This is a genomic window from Janthinobacterium foliorum (assembly GCF_978021625.1).
In genome coordinates, this window is the sequence record NZ_CDXDQE010000003.1 from 175,654 (window position 1) to 197,202 (window position 21,549).

The following is a 21,549-nucleotide window of genomic DNA, read 5'->3' on the forward strand; positions in this document are numbered from 1 at the left end:
ATCATTTTATTGAGGGTGAATAGATTTATATGGAAAAATTAAAAAAATTAAAAAACGTAAAATTTTTTGAGTTGATAAATTATTTTTTCTCGCTTTGTGCAAAGATGAGAACATTGTTTTTTTATAGATTCTTTTTTGGCGGCATGGGGCGCTCGGTTTCCATTTACAAGCCTTTATTGATTGCACATCCACATCGGATATTTATTGGAAATTCCGTCATTATCAGGTCTGGCGTCAGGCTGGAAGTTGTCTTGACTGATATGGAAAAAAAGCCAATATTGACGATCGGAAATAACGTCAACATTGAACAAAATGTACATATCATCTGTGGGTCACGTGTGATTATCGGCGATAACGTATCAATTACCGGTGGCGCAGCAATTGTAGATGTTAATCACCCATACGAAGATGTTGATAATGACAAGAAAATTGGCAATAGAATACAGGCTGAAAATAACTACGTTGAAATAGGCGAAGGAGTTTTCATAGGCTATGGCGCAATTATTCTTCCGAATGTAAAGATCGGCAGGCGCGCAGTTATTGGAGCATACTCGGTGGTGAGCAGGGATGTGCCTGAATTCAGCGTGGTGGCGGGTAACCCGGCAAAAGTCATTAAAAAATATTGTTTTGAAAATAGCAAGTGGAAAAAAATATAATGAATATTCTTATTACTGGTGGTGCGGGCTTCATCGGCTCAAATCTGGCTAAAAATCTGATTTCCAAAGGTCATGCCGTTACTGTACTTGATAATTTGTCGCCCCAAATTCACGGCGATAATCCTGATAAAACATCACCTCTTTATCAGAGCATCAAGAATGAGGTGCGCTTGATCATCGGCTCCGTGTGCGATAAAAATGCGTGGAAAGAAGCATTGCCAGGCCAGGATGCTATCGTTCATTTGGCGGCGGAAACGGGGACCGGGCAGTCGATGTATGAAATCAGGCGCTATGTCGATGTGAACATTGGCGGTACCGGGTTGATGCTGGATCTGCTTGCGAATGGGAAATATGATGTTAAGAAGGTGATAGTTGCCTCGTCGCGTTCGATCTATGGTGAAGGCAAATACCATTCGGACGCACTGGGTGTCATTTATCCGGGGGCGCGCAAGGATCTGGACATGCAGGCCGGTCGTTTCGAGCCACTGTGTCCCGCTACGGGACAGGAATTGAAACTGTTGGCAACAGACGAAGAATCGAAAATTCATCCTTCTTCCGTGTATGGCATAACCAAGCAAAATCAGGAGCAAATGGTCATGACGGTATGTGCTTCTCTGGGAATAGGTGCCAGTGCATTGCGTTATCAAAATGTGTATGGCCCTGGCCAGTCATTGAGCAATCCGTATACCGGAATTTTGTCTATTTTCTCGACCAGGATCAAGAATGGCAACGGCTTGAGCATTTTTGAAGATGGCAAGGAAAGCCGTGATTTCGTGTACATCGACGATGTGGTAGAAGCGACAACGCTGGCGCTGTGCAAGGACGAAGCAAATGGCGAGGTATTTGGCATTGGCTCAGGCGTGGCAACCGATGTGCTGACTGTCGCACAAACATTGGTGCGAAATTACGGCGTGGATGTGGCCATCAAGGTGACAGGAGCGTACCGATTGGGTGACATTCGCCACAATTACGCCGACCTGAGCAAGGTTAACCGCGTACTTGGGTTCCAACCCGAGGTGAGTTTTGAGAAAGGTATCGAGCACTTCACTGCTTGGGTGAATGAACAAGCTGTTCAGGCAGATACTTATGAAGCAAGCATTGAAGAAATGAAAAAGCGGGGATTGTACAAATGACCAATAAGGTAGGTTTGGTCACTGTTTTATTTAACAGCGTGCCTGTATTACCTGGCTTTTTTGAGAGCTTGGCTCGCCAGCAGTTCAACGATTATTGGCTGTACATCGTCGATAATAGTATCGATGAGCTATCGTTCTTGAAGTCCGAGGAATTAATAGCCCAATATGGAATGAAAAATGTCACGTTGATACGGAATTCTGAGAACGTTGGAGTGGCAAAAGGTAACAATCAAGGTATTCAGCTTTCTCTGGAACTTGGCTGCGAGTACGTTTTGTTACTGAACAATGATATTGAGTTCAAGGACGAAAACCTGCTTGGAAACATGGTGGCACTGGCTGATGAGCGGCAGGAAAGCCTGATCGTACCAAAGATATATTTTCATGATTCGGGAAAAATATGGTGTGCGGGAGGCGAGCTAAGCAATTGGACCGCTGTGACCACACATCGGGGCGAAGGCGATGTAGATAATGGTCAATATAATCATAGTGAATATGTCGGCTATGCTCCAACATGTTTCATGTTAATACATCGCCGCGTATTTGATGCTATTGGCCAAATGGACGAAAAATATTTCGTTTATTATGATGATACTGATTTCGTCTGGCGTGCGAAAGTGGCGAAATTTAATATCTATTATTGGTGGCAAGGTGTCGTCAGCCATAAAGTGAGCAGCAGTACTGGCGGATCGACCTCGAACTTTACCGTATACTATGCTCATCGGAACAGAATTTACTTCATTCGGAAAAACTATACGCCGATGGTAAAGGTAATTTCGCTGGCATATTATTTTTTGACGCGGCCTGCAAAATGGGTATTATTCACAAAGAAATTTAGAAAATCTTTCTTTTCTGCGATCAGTGATGGATTGAAAATGTAATATGCATGGTAAATTTCCTGATTTTTGAAAAATGGTAAAGTAGGAATTTCCAGTTGGAATTGAAGTGAAATTATAAGAAGTAATAAATTGAACGATTTCGACACCTATATTATTTGCGCGGTAATTATCCTGGCTGCGCTTCTTTATGTATTTTCATATGCGATGATTTCATCATATGAGAAATCATATTTCAATATTTTAGTCCCTGCTTTGTTTGTGCAAGCTCCAATTTATTTTGTGTTGGAGCCATTGAATTTGTACTTGAATGGACCCAGGGGTAGTTTATTTGGCTACATTTTTGTCTATGCTTGTTATACCGCTGGGTTTGTTTTTTTTGCTTTAGGATATCGTTTTCTCGCGCCTTCCAACTGGCGAATATTACAGACGATCGTAAAGTACAGGGAAAACAAGGAATCAAAAAACCTTCATGTCGTTCTTTTAATCATATCATGGGGAGCAATGTTTCCGGTTCTTTATGAATATAGAGACCTGCTAGCAACACCGCGAAAAATTTATGAAGCGACCAGAACAGGTTACGGCATATTTTTCTTTTCATCAGCAATGTTGAATAATTTGGCATTTATTGCATTTTTATTTTTGAAAAGAAAATCTTTTTTTGGCTCGGTTATATTTATATTTCTTTTGCTTGTGAATGTATATTTGCATGGCGCCAAAGGGCAATTCATCTATATACTGATGATTTACTTTGCCTATAATTGTTATGTTGTTGGCAAGAAGATGAGCGGCCGAAAATTCATCCTGAGTTTTGGCGGCATGGCCCTCCTTCTGATATCTCTATTCACAGTTTTTGCCCCTCAGAGAAGTGAATTGGTGGAAATGGCTGTGGGTATATCTGAGTATTCGGATTATTCACGGAATGGGATCATGGTAATCGATTCCGATATTCCTCTGGAGTTTGGCAAGATGACGCTAGATCAGGCCGTGTATTCAAGATTGCCGAGGTTTCTGTATCCGGATAAGCCTAAAGATTATGGGGTTTTTGCACTGGCAAAACGGTTTTATCCAGAGCAGTTCGAGAACGATACCGGAGCTGCCGCTTTCGGCGTAGGGGCGATATGGGCCGATTTTGGGGTTTTTTCGCTTTTATACATCATTCTCTGGGCAGTATTTCTAGGGGGGATGACAAAGACATTTGCCTATAATTTGAAAGAATCAAAAAACATGGGCGTTTTTGCCATGTTGCTTTTCTTGATAGGAATTGATCTGATGCCAGTTGGCGCCGGTTATACGATTGTTGAACATTTCATTCTCTTCTTGCTGCTGGCGGCTGCAACAACCAGACGCGTCAGATCATCAAAAATTACAGATCACCCTAAATTAATGGATCAAAAAAATGATTAACGTTGCTTACGACCAGCGCTGGCTTGGCCCCACGGGGATTGGGGCAGTTGCAGCGGCGCTAATCGAAAGAAAACCAGATGATATTGCTTTGAATCCCATGGTGTATGATGGGAAAATTTCTGCCCCTCTGTCCCCATTGCTGCTTGGTAATGAGTTGCGGGCAATGAAGACGGATGTTTTCTGGTCTCCTGGTTTTATTGCTCCGTTTTATTCAAAAATGCCTGATGTGGTGACGGTGCATGATCTTACGCATCTTCATTATTACAGCCGTTTTCATAAGTTATATTATGACTGGATATTAAAAAACCTCTACAAGAAATGTTATAAAATAATTGCAGTATCTCAATATACAAAGGATGAGCTGATTAGCTGGGGAGGTTTTGATGCTGACATGATCGAGGTTATCTACAACAGTGTGGAGCCGAGCTTTAATGTGAATGTGGCCCCGGTTGATCTCGGCTATCCTTATGTTTTATATGCAGGAAATCGACGAGGATATAAAAATGTCAATCGGCTGATTGAAGCTTATTCAATATCGAAGTTGCCGGCTGCGGGCATAAAATTATTATTATCGGGCAAGCCTGACGTTGATATTAAAGGGCAGATTTCAAAATTTTCTGTAGATGGCATGGTTGAATTTGCTGGCTTTATTCCAGAAGATGATTTGCCGCGTTATTATAAAAGCGCAATGGCTGTGGTCTATATCTCTTTATACGAGGGCTTTGGTTTGCCAATATTGGAGGGCATGGCCACCGGGGTTCCGGTAATAACGTCTGATATCAGTTGTATGCCCGAGATTGCAGGCAATGCGGCGCTGCTGGTTGATCCGCTGGATATTGGTCATATTTCTGATGCGATGAATAAAATTATATTGGATAGTGAACTTCGTGCGAAATTAATTGAGGCTGGATTGGTGCGCGCAAAAGATTTCAGTTGGGATCAATCTTCGGACAGGTTTTGGAATATTATCCGCGAAGCGGACGAAAATAAATGAATAGAATTGGACTAATTGTTCCTACGTACAATCCGGGAACTATGTGGGCGGAATGGATTGAGAAGTTCAAGGTTCAGAGTTTGTTGCCAGATATAAGGTTGATAATAGATTCCAGTTCATCCGATGGCATGTTGAATGAGGCGACAAAAGATATTTTCAACGTGCATACTATTCCAAAGGGTGAATTTAACCATGGCGGGACCCGACAACGTGCCTTGGAAATGATCAAGAATGAAGTAGATATTGTGATATTCATGACACAAGATGCTTTATTATTTGATAAAAACTCGTTGAAAAACTTGGTGGAAATATTTTCGAAGAATGCGGATGTGGCTGCCGCCTATGGTCGTCAGTTGCCGCATATTGGGAGTCGTCCAAGTGAAGCACATGCCAGGATATTCAATTATTCACAAAAAAACTTGATCAAGACGCTCGAATCAAAAGAGACACTGGGTATAAAAACCATATTTATTTCCAATTCCTTCTCGGCGTATCGTGTCAAGGATTTACTGGCGATTGGCGGGTTTCCATCCAATGTAATCTTGGGCGAGGATACGATGGTAGCTGGCCATTTACTGCTGGCGGGGAAGAGTGTGGCGTATCAGGCGGAGGCATGTGCCTATCATTCTCATCATTATAGTTACTCGCAGGAATTCAAGCGATATTTCGATATCGGAGTGCTGCATGGGCGAGAGCCATGGTTACTTCAGAAATTCGGAAAAGTTGGTGGTGAAGGAATGCGTTACTTATCTTCCGAAATGAAATTTCTGATGAATTCAGCCTGGTATTTGATGCCATCTGCACTGATACGCACTGTGTGTAAATACGCAGGGTACAAAATTGGTCGTTATGAGACATATCTGCCAACTCGTCTTAAAAAAATGCTGAGCATGTATAAAGTTTATTGGTTGACAAATAAATAAAGCATGAAGTAGCCGATTTTGCCAGTCAAGGTGAATGGTGATTTTATTTTTAATGAGTAATATAATTGACAAGGTTTTTTGTGGGTATTGAGATAGATAGCATTCCACCATACTTCATATTGATGGCCGCTTTTTTATTGCTGGGACTTGTTTATTCCAACACTATTCCTTTTTACAAAAAGCAATATATCGAAAAGAAAACCTCGCGCTATATGGCCGTAGATGGACTGAGGGGGTTTCTTGCGCTTGGAGTCATGTTTGCACATGGAATAGCCAATTTTCATTTCAATGCTGATCAGGTATGGAGCATACCTTCTTCGACATTTTATGCGCTTTGCGCGACAGCGCCTGTTACGCTATTTTTCATGATCACCGGTTTTTTATTTTGGTCCAAAGCTATAAAGAACGATGGCAAATTAAATTGGCGCGATTTATATCGTTCACGTTTCGATCGTCTTGCGCCTATGTATTTTTTTTCGATTCTTTTCCTTTTTGTTCTCGCAGGAATCAAGACGGATTGGTCTTTAAGCGTTCCATGGCCAAATTTGATTTTATCTGTAGGGCGATGGTTTGGATTCAATTTCCTCGGACAACCAGATATTAACGGTCTCAAGCAGACGTTTGTTTTGATATCAGGTGTCATCTGGACCTTGAAATATGAATGGGCTTTTACACTGGTTTTGCCATTTATCGCAATTTTCTCGGAAAAGAAAAAATTTGCTTTTTTATTTTTTATTGTATTGGCATTATATTTTTTCTTCGACGCTTACAATATCATGAACTTCTTGGTTGGAATGTTGTGTTCATACCTGGTGGGGAATGAATACTTGATCCGGTTATTCAAAAAGGTCAATCCATCTATCGTTTCAATTGGAAGTCTCTTTGGATTGTACTATTCCGCAGTGTACCACCTTCAATTTGTCTCATTAATATTTACATTTGTTTTTTTTGTGGCTGTCATTTATGGCGGAAGTCTGTTTGGGCTTTTAAATACTCGCGGAGCTCAATATCTGGGTACTATCAGTTATAGTATTTATTTGCTGCATGGATTGCTTTTGACGGCTTTTTTCTCGTTATATTTTCATTTCATGAAAGAGATGACGTCGCTGCATTTCTGGTTGATATTGTCTTTATGCGGATTTGCCACGGTTACCATGTCCAGCCTGACTTATCGTTACATCGAATATCGCTTTGGTGGCGTAGCATTGAGACGATAAGGCCAAGAAGATAAAAAAATATTCCACTCAAACGAGTAGATGCTGCTGCATCTATAATTTTGATCAAGGCGTAGTTATCCTCCCCGCGCGCAGTTTATCTGATGAGGATGCCGCCGGCCGGCACAGCATGCAGGGTGCTCGCCGACGGCATGGCTTGTACGTCCGGTATCCCCTTCACCGAGCAGGAGCGTTAGGTAGGCTGCGCGAAAGGCACTCAGCCAGCGCCGTAAGCTGCGGTACCGTGATGACAACAACTGGGCCGCAGCGAGCATGCAGGCCTGTTACCGCAAACACCACGTTTGCTGGGCTGTCCGCGACGCCACCGTGACGGACAGCTCAGGCATCGCGCGTCTTTTATCATTCCAGACAGATATTTCTCTGCTCGCCGCGGCGCAGGAAGTTGTCTATCTGGTTGCTCCCTGCGTGTATGGGTCTGAATCGCGCCATCTGGTCCGATAGATCTGCCTGCCTTCGCAGGTTAAGTTAGCCGCACCCGCGTTCTTGCATTACCGCAGTGTAGTACTGTGCCGTTGCCACATACGCAAAGCCGGCACAGTGTTTGAGACTCGGAACGCAGGCTATGCTGCCAAAGCAACAGTCTTTTTATTCGGACTTTTTTTAATTGCCGACAATAATGGACGTTCGATCAGCATATATGCGGCAATACCAAAAAGAATCGAAAGAGCCAGAATGGAAACATATGTTATTTGCGGCCCCATAATTTGAAGAATATTCATTTTTGTGGCGATTTTGAGAAGGACGATCTGAAAAGGAATATGTGTCAGATAGAAGGGATATGATGCATCGCCAGTAATGCATAACCATTTTGAAACATTCAGTCCGCCATCGGCTTCTATTTTTGTCAGGCCAGATAAAATGAGAAAAAATGCCATTCCAAAAAAAATTGCACTTGTGTGATCAGGTAATGGCAGAGTAATGCATGAAAATAAAAACATGGCCATGCCGGCGCTGAAGGTGAGCCATTTGTTAGAATTTTTATATAACCAGAAAGCCAGCATTCCGAAAAAGAAGTCCAGGTTATGTGCTGCGGTATATACATTTCACGGTGTGCGTTCCACGGGAGTGGGAAACTGGAAGCGGACTGAGGGAAAAATTGCAAAGAGTGCAAGTAGAAAAATTCCTAATTTTCTATTTAATAATAGTGATGAAAAAATCAGATAAAATCCAATTTCATGGAACAGCGTCCATGCAGGTGTCAGTGGCGGCTCGATGTTTGAGAACCTGATCAACAGGATGGACGATGTCCAATCTGACAGGCTATGCGGGTAGGAAGCACCATTCCCAAATCCGAGGAAAAGAAGCGTGACAAACACCGCGCTATATATCCAATAAATGGGAAACACACGGATAAATATTCGATATATGTATTCTTTCCAGCGCCCGGGCTGGCCGATATCTTTTTCATATGCGAACAAGATGATAAAGCCTGAAAGAACAAAAAAGAAATTGACGCCCAGATCTCCATGTTTTGTATAGTCGTGAAATATTATATTATTGCCATATTGTGGCAAAGCCATCAGGCTTGAAAGATGGAATGCGGCTACTCCAATTGCGGCAAAGGCTCGGCCTGCCTGTAATATTTTTAGCATTATTAAAAATGTGTATTTTGGTTAGGGCTGAAAAGGTATCGACTTTTGAGGGCACTGCGGGTAAGGTTTTTTTGAATATGCTGATATATGAAATTTTCCAGACCAGATTTTTTTTGTAAAGTCTTTTCAACATTGTATTTTCAAAAACAATGCTCCAGTAATCCAGGCTGACGGCCACATTGCCATCGAGCGCCCCGGTTGCTGCTACAGCTTGATTTATGCGTGTGCTCGTGCAGGCCATGGTATGACTGTATGTTCCGGGGCAAGTGATGGTTGAGGCGTAAGCTCACCATGAGGTAATTGATTTTTTAAATTATCGTCAAGGTATCTCGCGAGCGTACGGTACCGATCGGGTCGACCATCATGCTGTTGAGCGCACAGGGCGCGGGCGGGTCAGGCTCGCTGCGTTTGGCGAGCTATTGTGGATGGTCATTGATTGGCGGCCTTGCCTCATGTCAAGCATAGTACCGTCGCTCAGACGAAAGCGGCGACGGATTTTCCGCCGCAGTTCAAGAACCCATCAGCTGTTGTTATGCTAGGTAACTGCTGCCATCGAGTGCCGGAGGGGCTGCCCGAATAGTTCAGATACTGATCAGTTACTCAATCCTGGCACAGCGCCAGCGCATCTTTCCAATGTGGCAGGCCACAAAAAGTGTCGATCAACCGTTGTGAAGACAGTACCGAATTGACAGGACGCTTTGCTGGCACCGGATAATCCTGTGCCAGAATGGCCTTCAGCCGAGGCTTTTTCTGGATCGAAGGGTGTGCCATGATTTCTTCCGTGAAGCCGAACCAGCTGGTTCGGCCCTGCGCCGTCAGATGGTACTGCCCCGAACGCTCTTGCCACCATTGCTGCGGATCCGCCGCAGCAATGGCTTGGGCCACGATGTGGGCGGTCGTATCGGCAATGGTGCGACTCCAGGTTGGTGCCCCGAACTGATCGGACACGATGCCCAGCTCTTCGCGCTCCTGCGCCAGGCGGCGCATGGTCAGCAAGAAATTCTTGCCATGCGTGCTGTAGACCCAGCTGGTGCGCAGGATCAGGTGCGGGATGCCGGCGGCGGCGATCGCCTGTTCACCGGCTAGCTTGCTGCTGCCATACACATTCACCGGGCAGGTCGGATCGGTTTCGACATACGCGCCATCCTTGCTACCGTCAAAAACGTAGTCGGTGCTGTAATGGATCATCGCAGCGCCCAGTTTTTTCGCTTCTTCAGCCATGATGCCTGGTGCATCGCCGTTGATGCGCATGGCCAGTTCCGGCTCGCTCTCGGCCTTGTCGACCGCCGTGTAGGCAGCCGGATTGACGATCAGGGTAGGTTTGACGCGATGGATGACTTCGCGCACCTGGTCCAGATCGCCCAAGTCCATCTGGCTGCGGTCAACGGCTATGATCTCGCCCAAGCCCTGCAGGCTGCGTTCAAGTTCGTAGCCGACCTGACCAGTTTTTCCTGTGATTAAAATACGACTCATGAAGCAGTGTTGTTCAAGTGGGGTCCGTTGGTCGGTGTCGATCAGGCGAAGACGTCGGCGTTCGCCAGCAGGGTACCCGCTTTATCTTTGCCAGACAGTAGCGGTTCGCCATCCAACGGCCACTCGATGCCGATCGCAGGATCATTCCACAGGATGCTGCGCTCGAACTCCGGTGCCCAGTAGTCGGTTGTCTTGTAGAGAAACTCGGCATGGTCGCTGGTCACGACGAAGCCATGCGCAAACCCTTCGGGAACCCACAGTTGGCGCTTATTGGCGGCCGACAAGGTCACACCGACCCAGTGGCCGAAGGTAGGCGAACTTTTGCGCAAGTCGACGGCGACGTCGAACACTTCACCGGCGGTGACGCGCACCAGTTTGCCTTGCGCCTGCTGGATCTGGTAGTGCAGGCCGCGTAGCACGCCCTTCGCCGACTTGGAGTGGTTGTCCTGCACGAAGTCGCGCGTGACGCCAGCCAGTTCGGCAAAACGCTTCTGGTTGAAACTTTCGTAAAAAAAGCCCCGGTCATCGCCGAACACGGTGGGTTCGATGATCAGGACGTCAGGTATGGCGGTGGTTTGAATTTGCATGGTATGAAATAAGTCAGTCAGGCTTTAGTATATTTTTTCTTCGAGCAGGCGCAGCAGGTATTGACCGTAGGCGTTCTTTTTCAAGGGTTGTGCCAATGCCTCGAGCTTGGTGGCGTCGATGTAGCCGCGACGATAGGCGATTTCCTCTGGGCAGGCAACTTTCAAGCCTTGGCGATTTTCAATGGTGGCGATGAATTGACCGGCCTCGAGCAGGGACTCGTGCGTTCCGGTATCGAGCCAGGCCATGCCGCGGCCCATCAGTTCGACGTTCAATTGGCCGCGCTCCAGATAAGTACGGTTGACGTCCGTAATTTCCAGTTCGCCCCGTGGTGACGGAGCGATGCCGGCGGCGATCTCACACACCTGGCTATCGTAGAAATACAGGCCGGTGACGGCATAGTTCGATTTCGGTTTGAGCGGTTTTTCCTCGATGCTGATGGCGCGTCGTTGCTCATCGAAATCGACGACGCCATAACGTTCCGGGTCGTGCACGTGATAGGCAAACACGGTGGAGCCACTGGTGCGTGCGGATGCTTCACGCAGCTGTGTTTCAAAGTCGTGGCCGTAGTAGATATTGTCGCCCAGAATCAAAGCCGAGGGCGCATCACCGACAAACTCTTTGCCAATGATGAACGCCTGTGCCAGGCCATCCGGTGTCGGCTGCACTGCGTAGCTGAGCATGATGCCCCACTGGCTGCCGTCACCCAGCAATTCCTGGAAGCGCGGCGTATCTTGTGGCGTGGAAATGATCAGGATGTCGCGTATGCCGGCCAGCATCAGGGTGGTCAGCGGATAGTAGATCATCGGCTTGTCATACACGGGCAGCAGCTGCTTCGATACGGCCATGGTAACGGGATACAGGCGCGTGCCGGAACCGCCGGCCAGGATGATGCCCTTGCGTTCGATGGTGGCGCCCATTATTTCTGCTCCTGGGCTGCATCGCGCGCCGCATAGTTTTTCTCTACCCATTTCAGGTAGTCGCCCGACTGGACGTCGCGTACCCAGGCCTGGTTATCCAGATACCACTGGACCGTCTTGCGGATGCCGGTGGCGAAGGTTTCAGCCGGTTTCCAGCCCAGTTCGCGTTCGATCTTGCGCGCATCGATGGCATAGCGGCGGTCGTGGCCAGGACGATCCTGTACATAGGTGATTTGTTCGCGGTAGCTGCCGGCCGCTTTCGGGTCCAGCGTATCGAGGATATCGCACAGGGTGTGCACGACTTCCAGGTTGGCCATTTCATTCCAGCCCCCGACGTTGTAGACCTCGCCCAAGCGTCCCGCTTCCAGGACGCGGCGAATCGCCGAGCAGTGGTCCCCCACGTACAGCCAGTCGCGCACTTGCATGCCATCGCCATAGATGGGCAAGGCCTTGCCGGCGCGGGCATTGCTGATGATGAGCGGAATCAGTTTTTCCGGGAAATGGAAGGAGCCGTAATTGTTCGAGCAGTTCGTCGTCAGTACCGGCATGCCGTACGTATGGAAGTACGCGCGCACCAAGTGGTCGGATGCTGCTTTCGATGCCGAGTACGGGCTGTTCGGGGCATACGGCGTCGTTTCCGTGAATGGCGGATCATTCGGCCCCAGGGTGCCATACACCTCGTCGGTTGAAACGTGCAGGAAGCGGAATCCCGCCTTGGCGTCGCCCGTCAGGCCGCTCCAATAGGCGCGCGCGGCTTCCAGCAGGCTGAAGGTGCCATTGACGTTGGTCGAAATAAATTCACCGGGGCTGTGGATCGAGCGGTCGACATGGCTCTCGGCCGCAAAATGCACGATCGCGCGCGGCTGGTGCTCTGCCAGCAGGCGAGCGATGAGGGCGGTATCGCAAATATCGCCGCGTACAAAGATATGCCGGGGATCGTGCTCCAGGCTAGCCAGATTGCTGAGGTTGCCAGCGTAGGTCAGTTTGTCGAAATTGACTACAGGTTCATCATTGAGCGCCAGCCAGTCTCTTACAAAGTTGGAACCGATGAAGCCGGCGCCGCCAGTCACTAAAATCATATTGCTTTCCTTTGCTTACTTGTACGAGTTTACAGGTGCTCTCGGGTGTGACTTCATCATGGATGACTTGACAAGAACGTGCACCTGCAATCCAATGTTGCGTATTTAATATCTATATTGTAACACTCTGACCTGTGGCTAATACGCGCCATCTTTCTTGAAAATGACTTTAACCGTTTTCAGCAGGATGACAATGTCGGTAAATAAAGACCAATTCTTGACGTACCAGGCATCCAGGTAGACGCGCGTGTCGTAGCTCACGTCGTTGCGACCGCTGACTTGCCATAAGCCAGTCACGCCTGGTTTTGCTTCTAGGTAATAATCAACCTGGTTGCCATAGCGTTCCAGTTCGGCATCGACCACGGGACGCGGGCCGACCAGGCTCATTTCGCCTTTTAGCACATTCCATAATTGTGGCAATTCATCGAGGCTGGTCCGGCGCAGGAAGTGGCCGATCGAGGTGATGCGGGGATCGTTTTTCAGTTTAAAATCACGGTCCCATTCGGCGCGCGCGACTGGATCGCGCTCCAGCAATTCTTTCAGTAACACATCGGCATTGACGGCCATGGTACGAAACTTATAGCAGAGAAAATGCTTGCCATTCTGGCCGACACGCTTGTGGCCGTAAAAGATGGGACGGCCGGAGGCCATGACCTTGGCAGCGATCCACAACAGGATGGGAGCACCAACGATCAACACGCCGATCGAGGCCGTCAGGTCGAAGCAGCGCTTGATCAGTTGTAAACCTGGCCGCGCCAGGTTGTTGCGCATGGTCAGCAACAGGACTTCATGAGAAAAGAAATGGTTGACTTCCATGCCATACAGGGGCAGGCCGCGTACGGCAGGTACCACTTGCATGTTGGCAACGCGTCGGCTGACTTGCTGGATCATGCCTTGATAGGCGTCAATGCCACCTTGTTCCAGGGCGACGACAGCGTGCGGGGCACCAAGCAGTTTGAGCGTCTGCTCTGGATCGGTGCCGAGCGGAATACATGGCACGCTTTGTTTGCTACGGTTGATATAGTGATGTTCAAAGCGCTCCTGGCCTTCGGGAATCAGGAAGGCAATCAGGCGATAACCCATCAAAGCCTCTTCATCGAAGGCGCGCGCTGTTTGCAGGGCATTGTCGCCCCAGCCGATGATGACCATGGGGCGTATCCAGCCACCCGCCTTCATCAGCAGATATTTGACGACACCACGCAGCAGCAAGACACAGCACGGCACGAGCAGCCAGGTGACCAGCAGTGCGGCACGCGAGGAATCACGCCGGTCGAGGAAGACCAGGGCCGCATCGATCAGGCCCATGACCATGACAACTTTTAGCACTTCCTTGATTTCATTGGAGTACGGGCGGCGCTTGGCGTGGTGTCCTTTCAGCTTGAAGATTGCCAGGGTGACGAGCGAGAGCAGGCTGTAGCTGAGCACGCGTGAACTGTCGATGCCCCAGCCATTCAGTTCGCCGGCACTGAGCGTCCATTTTCCAGCGAGCCAGAATGCGGCAAACATGGCAAGCGCATCTGCAAAAGTGACAAAATATTTTTCCGCCCGGCTGCTGCAATACCATTTCACTTCTTGTAGAAAGATACCTTCGATTGGTTTCATGTTGACTGCTAGACCTTATGAACTTCAGTAAAAAATGCTGGAGACACTTTACGTATCCCTCGAAAAACGGGTTGTTTAGACGCGGCCGTAAAGGTCTTCGAAGCGGACGATATCGTCTTCTCCCAAATAGCTGCCTGACTGAATCTCAATCAGTTCGAGTGGCACTTTGCCCGGGTTGGCCAGGGAATGCACGACGCCGAGTGGGATATAGGTGGACTGGTTTTCCGTCAGCAGATATGTCTTGTCGCCATTGGTGATCTGGGCCGTGCCTGACACCACGATCCAATGTTCGGCGCGATGGTGGTGCATCTGCAGAGATAATTTGGCGCCAGGCTTGACGGTGATGCGCTTGACCTGGAAGCGTTCGCCGTTGCCGATGGAATCGTACGAACCCCACGGACGGAAGACTTCGCGGTGCATGGTGGCCTCAGGACGCTTTTGGGCCGTCAACTGTGCCACCATGGTCTTGGTATGCTGTGCCTGGGCCGCATCCATGACCAGCACGGCATCGGCCGTTTCCACGATGACCGTATTGCGCATGCCGATGGCGGTGACCAGGCGGCTGTTGCCATGCACCAGGCAATCGCTGCAATCCTGCATCAGCACGTCGCCTTGGGCGCTATTGTTATTGGCGTCTTTTGTCGCCACGTCGAAGACGGCCGCCCAGGAGCCAATATCATTCCAGCCTGCATTGAGGGCGATGGTGGCAGCATGGCTGGTGCGTTCCATGACGGCGTAGTCGACTGCGATATCTGGGCTGGCGGCGTAGGCGTCCTTGTCCAGGCGGATAAAGTCGAGGTCGCTCTTCGCTGCGGCAATGGCGGCACGGCATGCAGCCAGGACGGCGGGTTGGAAGCGGTCGAGTTCTTCAAGATAGCGGCTGGCGCGGAACAAAAACATGCCGCTGTTCCAAAAATAGTCACCACTGGCAACATATTTTTCCGCTTGCGGCAATGCGGGTTTTTCGACGAATTCAAGAATGCGCTGGACCGAGCCGCTGGCGGTGGCTTCCGCGCGGATGTAGCCATAGCCCGTCTCCGGTCCTGTCGGGGTGATGCCGAACGTAAGCAGACTTCCTTCTTCGGCGGCATGGCGTGCCAGCGCGATGGCATGGTGGAACGCTTGTGTGTCAAGGATGACATGATCGGAAGGCAGGACCAGCAGGACTGGATCATCGCCATCTGCCATTGCCTGCAACGCCGCGCTGGCAATGGCTGGCGCCGTATTGCGGCGCATCGGCTCGAGCAGTAAACGCGATTGCTCCATGCCAATTTCACGAAGTTGCTCCGCAACGATGAAGCGTGCCGACTCGTTGCAGACCAGCAAAGGATTGGCCAGACCCGGCAGCCCCCCCAGACGCTGCAGTGTTTGCTGCAACATGCTTTCCTTGCCGGACAGGCGCAGAAATTGTTTGGGGAATGCTTCACGCGACAATGGCCACAAGCGTGTGCCGGAACCGCCGCAAAGAATCACGGGTACGATGGGTGTAGTCATGTATGTATCATTTTAAAATTTAAAACAACCTCATTGGATGAGCGTTCTATCTCCTACCGTTTACAAGGTGTTTGATGTATTGCGGCGCGCCAGTCTGAGCGAAAAAGTCGCATTCTTGCTAGAGAATGAATATTACGAAAGGCCAATATTTTAATGATTTATAGCAATCCTTGTATTTCTTTTGCTGGCGTTTCGGGCGAGGTGGTGAAAACTGGGTGCTGGCTTGGCCTATTGTAATTTGCCAAACTGGAATTTCGCTTAGTTGGCAATCGTTTCCACCAAAAAAGCAACAAATACGCACACGGCGCTGAGACTGAGGACAAGCACAGCTCCTGCGGCGCAATCCTTGGCGATCTTGATGCTGGGATGAAGGGAGGGATGCAGATGGTCGATGAAGTGTTCGAGGGCAGTGTTAAAAAGCTCTGCCGCGAGGACCATGCCGCAGTTGAGCAATAACAAGGCCCACCAGACCATGGCTGGCCGGTTCCAGGCGAGCACGACGAGCACAGCGAGGGCCGCGAGGCACTGCAGGCGAAAGCTCGATTCCACGCGGAAGGCAGCGGTAATGCCCGCCAGGGCAAATCCCATGCGCTTGAAAAATGGCTGGTTTTTCATGGAGTGCCAGGCGGCGGTGCGGGATGTGTCACGAACATGGCAACAGGACTTCTAAATAGATAAAACATGAATCGGTTGGCTTGCAGTACGGCATTGCCTCATCCGCCAAGATAGAAAAGCTGGCCGCCGCCTCTTGCTACTGGCTAAAAAGTAAAAAGCCCGTTTCAAATGACATGAAAAGGGCTTTTGGCGGTAGTGCCAGACCTCCGGACTTGCTAGCAAGTTGAGGCTTGACCAACCTGATGCTGCCTAGGCAGCCCAGGTATTAATGGTGGGTTGGGGTCGTGTGCGCGGTGGTCGAATCCGAGCTTGCTGCACCGGCCACAACGGCAACTGCTGCGCCGATTGCGATCATGGTGCTGACACTCAGACCGGCAACGGTGGTACCGGCGGCTGCACCAGCTGCTGGTGCAGCGGCTGCTGGCGCAGGAGCTGGGGTCGATTGAGCCATTGCTTGCGCCGACGCGAAGCACAGGATTGCCGAAGCGATCAGAATTTTCTTCATGGGATATCCTTTAAGGTTGAACAGGGGAAATGCTAAACTGTCACACGATTGTAGCAACATTTCTTGTGCTAGTCTGTGCTGCACACTGCATGAGCCCGATAATTTATTGGATTTCAGCCTCATATTAAACCATTCCCCTCGTTTGATGCCTTGTGACGTTGTTGTACATCAACAAAAATACCCTTGCCGGCATCCAGCGTAGTTTGGTTTTTAGACAAGCCTGGTGCAAACTCCTGACGAGTACAAGCGAGTTGACACGTTTGCCAAGTCCTTGCCATCCCGCGTAAAATGCAGGCTTCGCGGGTGTAGCTCAATGGTAGAGCAGAAGCTTCCCAAGCTTACGACGAGGGTTCGATTCCCTTCACCCGCTCCATTTTCCGCTGGCGCCTGGTTTTATTTGGCGCGGCTACTTATTTCTTCATTTCATGTCCTCTGATACCCCAGCAAACGGCCCCGCGCGGCCAATGATGTACGACCCCACCGAACACCGCATCCGCAGTTTCGTGACCCGTGCGGGACGGCTTTCCGTGGCGCAGGCGCGTGCGCTCGAGACGCTGGGGCCGCAGTTCCTGTTGCCGTTCGCTAAAGAACCAATGGATTTCGAGCAGGTGTTCGCCCGCAAGGCGCCCGTCATCCTGGAAATCGGCTTTGGCATGGGCGCGACCACGGCGCATATCGCCAAGGCCATGCCGGAGAAGGATTTCATCGGCGTCGAGGTGCATACGCCCGGCGTCGGCAGCTTGCTGAAACTGATTGGCGAGGAATCGCTGACGAATCTGCACCTGCTGCAGCACGATGCCGTGGAAGTGCTGACGCACATGATTCCAGCCAATTCGCTGGCCGGCATCCACGTGTTTTTCCCCGATCCCTGGCACAAGGCGCGCCACAATAAACGCCGTTTGATCCAGTCGCCATTCGTCAAGCAGCTGACCGATCGCCTGGCGCCAGGTGGCTATCTGCATTGCGCCACCGACTGGGAAGATTACGCGGTGCAAATGCTGGAAGTGCTGGGCGCCGAGCCGCAATTGCGCAATAGCGCGGAAGGCTATGCGCCGCAGCCCGCCTATCGCCCGCTGACCAAGTTTGAAAACCGTGGCTTGAAGCTGGGTCATGGTGTGTGGGATCTGGTGTTCATCAAGAAATAAACATGTGTTGACGGCACGCCTGGCCGTGCCTCTATGCATGAAAACAAGCCTGCCGCGGCGACGCCGCAGGCTTTTTTATCATTCGCGCTACCTTGTGCGGGCTAGGCAAGGCGGGAAAATTCCGTTAGTCTTATCTTTTTTGCATTGATTGACATTATGACCAAGAAAATACTCGTTACCGGCGCATCCGGTTTCATCGGCTCGCACACCTGCGTCGAATTGCTGGCCGCCGGCTTCGATGTGGTCGCGGTGGATAATCTGTGTAACAGCGCGCGCGAAGCGGTGGCGCGGGTGGAGCGCATTTCCGGCAAGAGCGTGCCGTTCTATGAAGCCGACGTGCGCGACCGCGCGGCCATGGCCGCCATCTTGCGCGAGCACGCCATCGATGCGGTAATCCATTTCGCGGGCCTGAAAGCGGTGGGCGAGTCCGTGGCGCAGCCGCTGATGTACATGGATAACAACGTCACGGGCACCGTGGCCTTGCTGGAAGTGCTGGCGGCGGCGAATGTGAAGCGTTTCGTGTTCAGCTCGTCGGCCACCGTATATGGCGACCCGGAAGCCTTGCCTATCCTGGAAACATCGCGCCTGTCCGTGACCAATCCGTATGGCCGCTCGAAGCTGATGGTCGAACAGATCCTGGCCGATCTCGTGCATGCCGATGCCCAGTGGCAGGTAGGCGTGCTGCGCTACTTCAACCCCGTCGGCGCGCATGCCAGCGGCTTGATCGGCGAAGACCCTGCCGGCATCCCGAACAACCTGATGCCATTCATCGCCCAGGTAGCCGTGGGCCGCCGCGAGCGCCTGGCCGTATTCGGCAATGACTACACCACGCCGGACGGCACGGGCGTGCGCGACTACATCCACGTGGTCGACCTGGCGCTAGGCCATGTGGCTGCGCTGAATCGCCTGTTTTCCACCGAGGGGGGCTTTACCGTCAACCTGGGCACGGGCCATGGCTACAGCGTGCTCGATACCGTGCGCGCCTTCGAGGCCGCCAGCGGCCGCAAGGTCCCCTACGACATCGTGCCGCGCCGCCCCGGTGACATCGCCAGCTGCTATGCCTCGGCCGACAAGGCCAAGGAACTGCTGGGCTGGCAAGCACAGAAAAACATCGACGACATGTGTACCGACCACTGGCGCTGGCAGCACCAGAACCCGCAAGGCTATTGCGCTTGAGGCAAGGCCGGCACGCATAAAAAATCCCGCTCACACAACAGTGTGGCGGGATTTTTTATGAAGTGCCAACAAACCAATGGCACCTGAAAAATGTCTGGGGCTAGGCGCTACCCCGAAGGCAGTACGCAGGTACGGCGAGGGGCAGGCAACGCCGCCTGGCCTTATTCCTCCGGCAGCGAAAAATCGTTCATTAAAAAATCCCGCTCACACAACAGTGTGGCGGGATTTTTTAATGCGGTGCCAGCAACCCAATGGCACCTGAAAAATGTCTGGGGCTAGGCGCAAAGCCGAAGACAGTACGCTGGTACGGCGAGGGGCAGGCAACAACGCCTTGGGTAGTTTTTCAGGTAGCGATAAGTTACATATCAAAAGATCCCGCTCACACAACAGCGTGGCGGGATTTTTTAATGCGGTGCCAGCAACCCAATGGCACCTGAAAAATGTCCAGGGCGAGGCGCTACCCCGAAGGCAGTACGCAGGTACGGCGAGGGGCAGGCAACAACGCCTTGGGTAATTTTTCAGGTAGCGATAAGTTACATATCAAAAAATCCCGCTCACACAACAGCGTGGCGGGATTTTTTAATGCGGTGCCAGCAACCCAATGGCACCTGAAAAATGTCCAGGGCGAGGCGCTACCCCGAAGGCAGTACGCTGGTACGGCGAGGGGCAGGCAACAACGCCTTGGGTCATTTTTCAGGTAGCGATAAGTTACATATCAAAAAATCCCGCTCACACAACAGTGTGGCGGGATTTTTTAATGCGGTGCCAGCAACCCAATGGCACCTGAAAAATGTCTGGGGCTAGGCGCAAAGCCGAAGACAGTACGCTAGTACGGCGAGGCGAAGCAACAACGCCCCAGGCATTTTCTCAGGCAGCCATTAAGGGTAGAGGCCGCGTACTTCGCGAGCCTGCAGCACGCGCGTGCACGCCAGGATGAAGGTCGCGGTACGCATCGATACCTTCTTCTCTTGCGACACTTGCCATACGGCGTCGAACGCTTCGCGCATGATGCGGGTCAGGCGGCTGTTGATCTCTTCTTCCGTCCAGAAGAAGCTCGAGAAGTTCTGTGCCCACTCGAAGTAGCTGACGGTCACGCCGCCGGCGTTGGCCAGCACGTCCGGCACGATCAAGACGCCGCGGTCGGTCAGGATGTCGTCCGCTGCCGGCAGGGTCGGGCCGTTGGCGCCTTCCAGGATGATCTTGGCGCGGATGACTTGTGCGCGCTCGGCCGTGATCTGCTGTTCCAGCGCGGCCGGGATCAGGATGTCGCAATCGATGCCCCAGAAATCTTCGCGTGGCACGAATGCCTCGGCGCCCGGGAAGCCTTCGACGCTGCCTACTTCGGCCACGTGTGCCAGCAGTTGCGGGATGTTCAGGCCGCCGGAATGCACGACGGTGGTCTTGTGATCCTGTACCGCCACCACTTTCGAGCCGGCTTCAGCGAACATGCGTGCAGCGACGCCGCCCACGTTGCCGAAACCTTGCACGATGACTTTCGCGCCTTCAAGCGACATGCCGACCTTGGCGGCCGCATCGCAACCGACGACGAACACGCCGCGGCCCGTCGCATCGCGGCGACCCAGGCTGCCGCCCAGCGAGATTGGTTTACCCGTGACCACGCCGGTCGACATATTGCCGCCGATCATGGCGTAGCTGTCCATCATCCACGCCATGACTTGTTCATTCGTGTTGACGTCCGGCGCCGGGATATCCTTGTTTGGTCCGATGATCATGCTGATCTCGCTCGTGTAGCGGCGGGTCAGGCGTTGCAGTTCGTTGCGCGACAGAGTCTTCGGATCGACACGGATACCGCCCTTGGCGCCGCCGTATGGCACGTTGACCGCTGCATTCTTGACCGTCATCCAGGCCGACAGGGCCATCACTTCCGACAGGGTCACGTCCTGGTGGAAGCGCACGCCGCCCTTGCCCGGGCCGCGCGACAGGTTGTGCTGCACGCGGTAGCCTTCGTAGTGGGCAATGGTGCCGTCATCGCGCTCGATGGGCACGTCGACCGTCAGGATGCGCTTTGGACGCTTCAGCGTTTCCACCCAGCGCGACAGGTTGCCCAGGTACGGCGTAACGCGGTCGATCTGCTCGAGGTAGACGCCCCATGGGCCCAGATCTTCGGAATTGAGGTAAGAAGGAAGTGCGTGCTTGCTGGTCATGCTTGATAAGCTCCTGG

21 protein-coding genes and 1 tRNA gene are annotated in these 21,549 nt (G+C 51.1%); 10 read left to right on the forward strand and 12 right to left on the reverse strand.

What is annotated here, in order from left to right:
- The first annotated feature begins 29 nt into the window (after nt 1-29).
- The 7 genes from ACZ92H_RS08235 to ACZ92H_RS08265 all read left to right on the forward strand — a co-directional run bounded on the left by ACZ92H_RS08235 (nt 30) and on the right by ACZ92H_RS08265 (nt 7,163).
- Nucleotides 30-656, forward strand: coding sequence for an acyltransferase (locus ACZ92H_RS08235; protein ID WP_465048954.1), 627 nt, complete (start codon nt 30-32; stop codon nt 654-656).
- Entirely contained in the window at nt 656-1,789 is a 1,134-nt protein-coding gene (locus ACZ92H_RS08240) for an NAD-dependent epimerase/dehydratase family protein (protein WP_465048955.1), read from the forward strand. The genes ACZ92H_RS08235 and ACZ92H_RS08240 overlap by 1 nt, the downstream gene beginning before the upstream one ends.
- Entirely contained in the window at nt 1,786-2,667 is an 882-nt protein-coding gene (locus ACZ92H_RS08245; protein ID WP_465048956.1) for a glycosyltransferase family 2 protein, read from the forward strand. The genes ACZ92H_RS08240 and ACZ92H_RS08245 overlap by 4 nt, the downstream gene beginning before the upstream one ends.
- Before the next feature lie 87 nt (nt 2,668-2,754).
- On the forward strand, nt 2,755-4,029 hold the full coding sequence (locus ACZ92H_RS08250) for a hypothetical protein (protein WP_465048957.1): 1,275 nt from the start codon (nt 2,755-2,757) through the stop codon (nt 4,027-4,029).
- Nucleotides 4,022-5,023, forward strand: coding sequence for a glycosyltransferase family 4 protein (locus tag ACZ92H_RS08255; RefSeq protein WP_465048958.1), 1,002 nt, complete (start codon nt 4,022-4,024; stop codon nt 5,021-5,023). The genes ACZ92H_RS08250 and ACZ92H_RS08255 overlap by 8 nt, the downstream gene beginning before the upstream one ends.
- The gene (locus ACZ92H_RS08260; protein ID WP_465048959.1) at nt 5,020-5,946 is read left to right on the forward strand and encodes a glycosyltransferase; all 927 of its coding nucleotides are present in this window, start codon (nt 5,020-5,022) and stop codon (nt 5,944-5,946) included. Before ACZ92H_RS08255 ends, ACZ92H_RS08260 begins: the two co-directional genes overlap by 4 nt.
- 80 nt (nt 5,947-6,026) lie before the next feature.
- Nucleotides 6,027-7,163 carry an acyltransferase family protein gene (locus ACZ92H_RS08265; RefSeq protein WP_465048960.1) on the forward strand — a complete coding sequence of 379 codons (1,137 nt, stop codon included), beginning with the start codon at nt 6,027-6,029 and terminating at the stop codon, nt 7,161-7,163.
- A 578-nt stretch (nt 7,164-7,741) separates the two neighbouring features.
- Here ACZ92H_RS08265 and ACZ92H_RS08270 read toward each other — a convergent pair.
- The 11 genes from ACZ92H_RS08270 to ACZ92H_RS08320 form a co-directional block, all read right to left on the reverse strand.
- Nucleotides 7,742-8,182, reverse strand: coding sequence for an acyltransferase family protein (locus ACZ92H_RS08270; protein ID WP_465048961.1), 441 nt, complete (start codon nt 8,180-8,182; stop codon nt 7,742-7,744).
- A gap of 42 nt (nt 8,183-8,224) precedes the next feature.
- Nucleotides 8,225-8,701 carry an acyltransferase family protein gene (locus tag ACZ92H_RS08275; RefSeq protein WP_465048962.1) on the reverse strand — a complete coding sequence of 159 codons (477 nt, stop codon included), beginning with the start codon at nt 8,699-8,701 and terminating at the stop codon, nt 8,225-8,227.
- Nucleotides 8,676-9,014 (reverse strand): hypothetical protein, encoded by a 339-nt coding sequence (locus tag ACZ92H_RS08280; RefSeq protein ID WP_465048963.1) that lies wholly within the window; start codon nt 9,012-9,014, stop codon nt 8,676-8,678. The genes ACZ92H_RS08275 and ACZ92H_RS08280 overlap by 26 nt, the downstream gene beginning before the upstream one ends.
- A gap of 359 nt (nt 9,015-9,373) precedes the next feature.
- Nucleotides 9,374-10,246, reverse strand: a complete 873-nt coding sequence (rfbD, locus tag ACZ92H_RS08285; RefSeq protein ID WP_465048964.1) for a dTDP-4-dehydrorhamnose reductase — start codon at nt 10,244-10,246, stop codon at nt 9,374-9,376.
- Nucleotides 10,247-10,287: 41 nt separating this feature from the next.
- Nucleotides 10,288-10,833: a dTDP-4-dehydrorhamnose 3,5-epimerase gene (gene rfbC, locus ACZ92H_RS08290; protein ID WP_465048965.1), complete on the reverse strand. Its 546-nt coding sequence runs from the start codon at nt 10,831-10,833 to the stop codon at nt 10,288-10,290.
- Nucleotides 10,834-10,857: 24 nt separating this feature from the next.
- On the reverse strand, nt 10,858-11,751 hold the full coding sequence (gene rfbA / locus ACZ92H_RS08295) for a glucose-1-phosphate thymidylyltransferase RfbA (protein WP_465048966.1): 894 nt from the start codon (nt 11,749-11,751) through the stop codon (nt 10,858-10,860).
- Nucleotides 11,751-12,830, reverse strand: coding sequence for a dTDP-glucose 4,6-dehydratase (gene rfbB / locus ACZ92H_RS08300; protein ID WP_465048967.1), 1,080 nt, complete (start codon nt 12,828-12,830; stop codon nt 11,751-11,753). The genes rfbA and rfbB overlap by 1 nt, the downstream gene beginning before the upstream one ends.
- Before the next feature lie 138 nt (nt 12,831-12,968).
- Entirely contained in the window at nt 12,969-14,432 is a 1,464-nt protein-coding gene (wbaP, locus tag ACZ92H_RS08305; protein WP_465048968.1) for an undecaprenyl-phosphate galactose phosphotransferase WbaP, read from the reverse strand.
- Nucleotides 14,433-14,507: 75 nt separating this feature from the next.
- The gene (locus ACZ92H_RS08310; protein WP_465048969.1) at nt 14,508-15,926 is read right to left on the reverse strand and encodes a mannose-1-phosphate guanylyltransferase/mannose-6-phosphate isomerase; all 1,419 of its coding nucleotides are present in this window, start codon (nt 15,924-15,926) and stop codon (nt 14,508-14,510) included.
- A 258-nt stretch (nt 15,927-16,184) separates the two neighbouring features.
- Nucleotides 16,185-16,541 carry a diacylglycerol kinase gene (locus ACZ92H_RS08315; RefSeq protein ID WP_465048970.1) on the reverse strand — a complete coding sequence of 119 codons (357 nt, stop codon included), beginning with the start codon at nt 16,539-16,541 and terminating at the stop codon, nt 16,185-16,187.
- Nucleotides 16,542-16,806: 265 nt separating this feature from the next.
- Nucleotides 16,807-17,046, reverse strand: a complete 240-nt coding sequence (locus ACZ92H_RS08320; protein ID WP_170846353.1) for a hypothetical protein — start codon at nt 17,044-17,046, stop codon at nt 16,807-16,809.
- Nucleotides 17,047-17,345: 299 nt separating this feature from the next.
- Here ACZ92H_RS08320 and ACZ92H_RS08325 point away from each other — a divergent pair.
- The 3 genes from ACZ92H_RS08325 to galE all read left to right on the forward strand — a co-directional run bounded on the left by ACZ92H_RS08325 (nt 17,346) and on the right by galE (nt 19,367).
- Nucleotides 17,346-17,419 (forward strand) — tRNA-Gly (locus ACZ92H_RS08325).
- 91 nt (nt 17,420-17,510) lie between these two features.
- A complete protein-coding gene (trmB, locus tag ACZ92H_RS08330; protein WP_465048971.1) occupies nt 17,511-18,191 on the forward strand; it encodes a tRNA (guanosine(46)-N7)-methyltransferase TrmB in 681 nt (226 codons plus the stop codon).
- Nucleotides 18,192-18,347: 156 nt separating this feature from the next.
- Complete coding sequence (gene galE, locus ACZ92H_RS08335) at nt 18,348-19,367, forward strand: UDP-glucose 4-epimerase GalE (protein ID WP_465048972.1); 1,020 nt, start codon at nt 18,348-18,350, stop codon at nt 19,365-19,367.
- An 878-nt stretch (nt 19,368-20,245) separates the two neighbouring features.
- On the opposite strand, the gene ACZ92H_RS08340 is transcribed toward galE, so the two are convergent.
- Nucleotides 20,246-21,532: a Glu/Leu/Phe/Val family dehydrogenase gene (locus tag ACZ92H_RS08340; RefSeq protein WP_131373381.1), complete on the reverse strand. Its 1,287-nt coding sequence runs from the start codon at nt 21,530-21,532 to the stop codon at nt 20,246-20,248.
- Nucleotides 21,533-21,549: the final 17 nt, after the last annotated feature.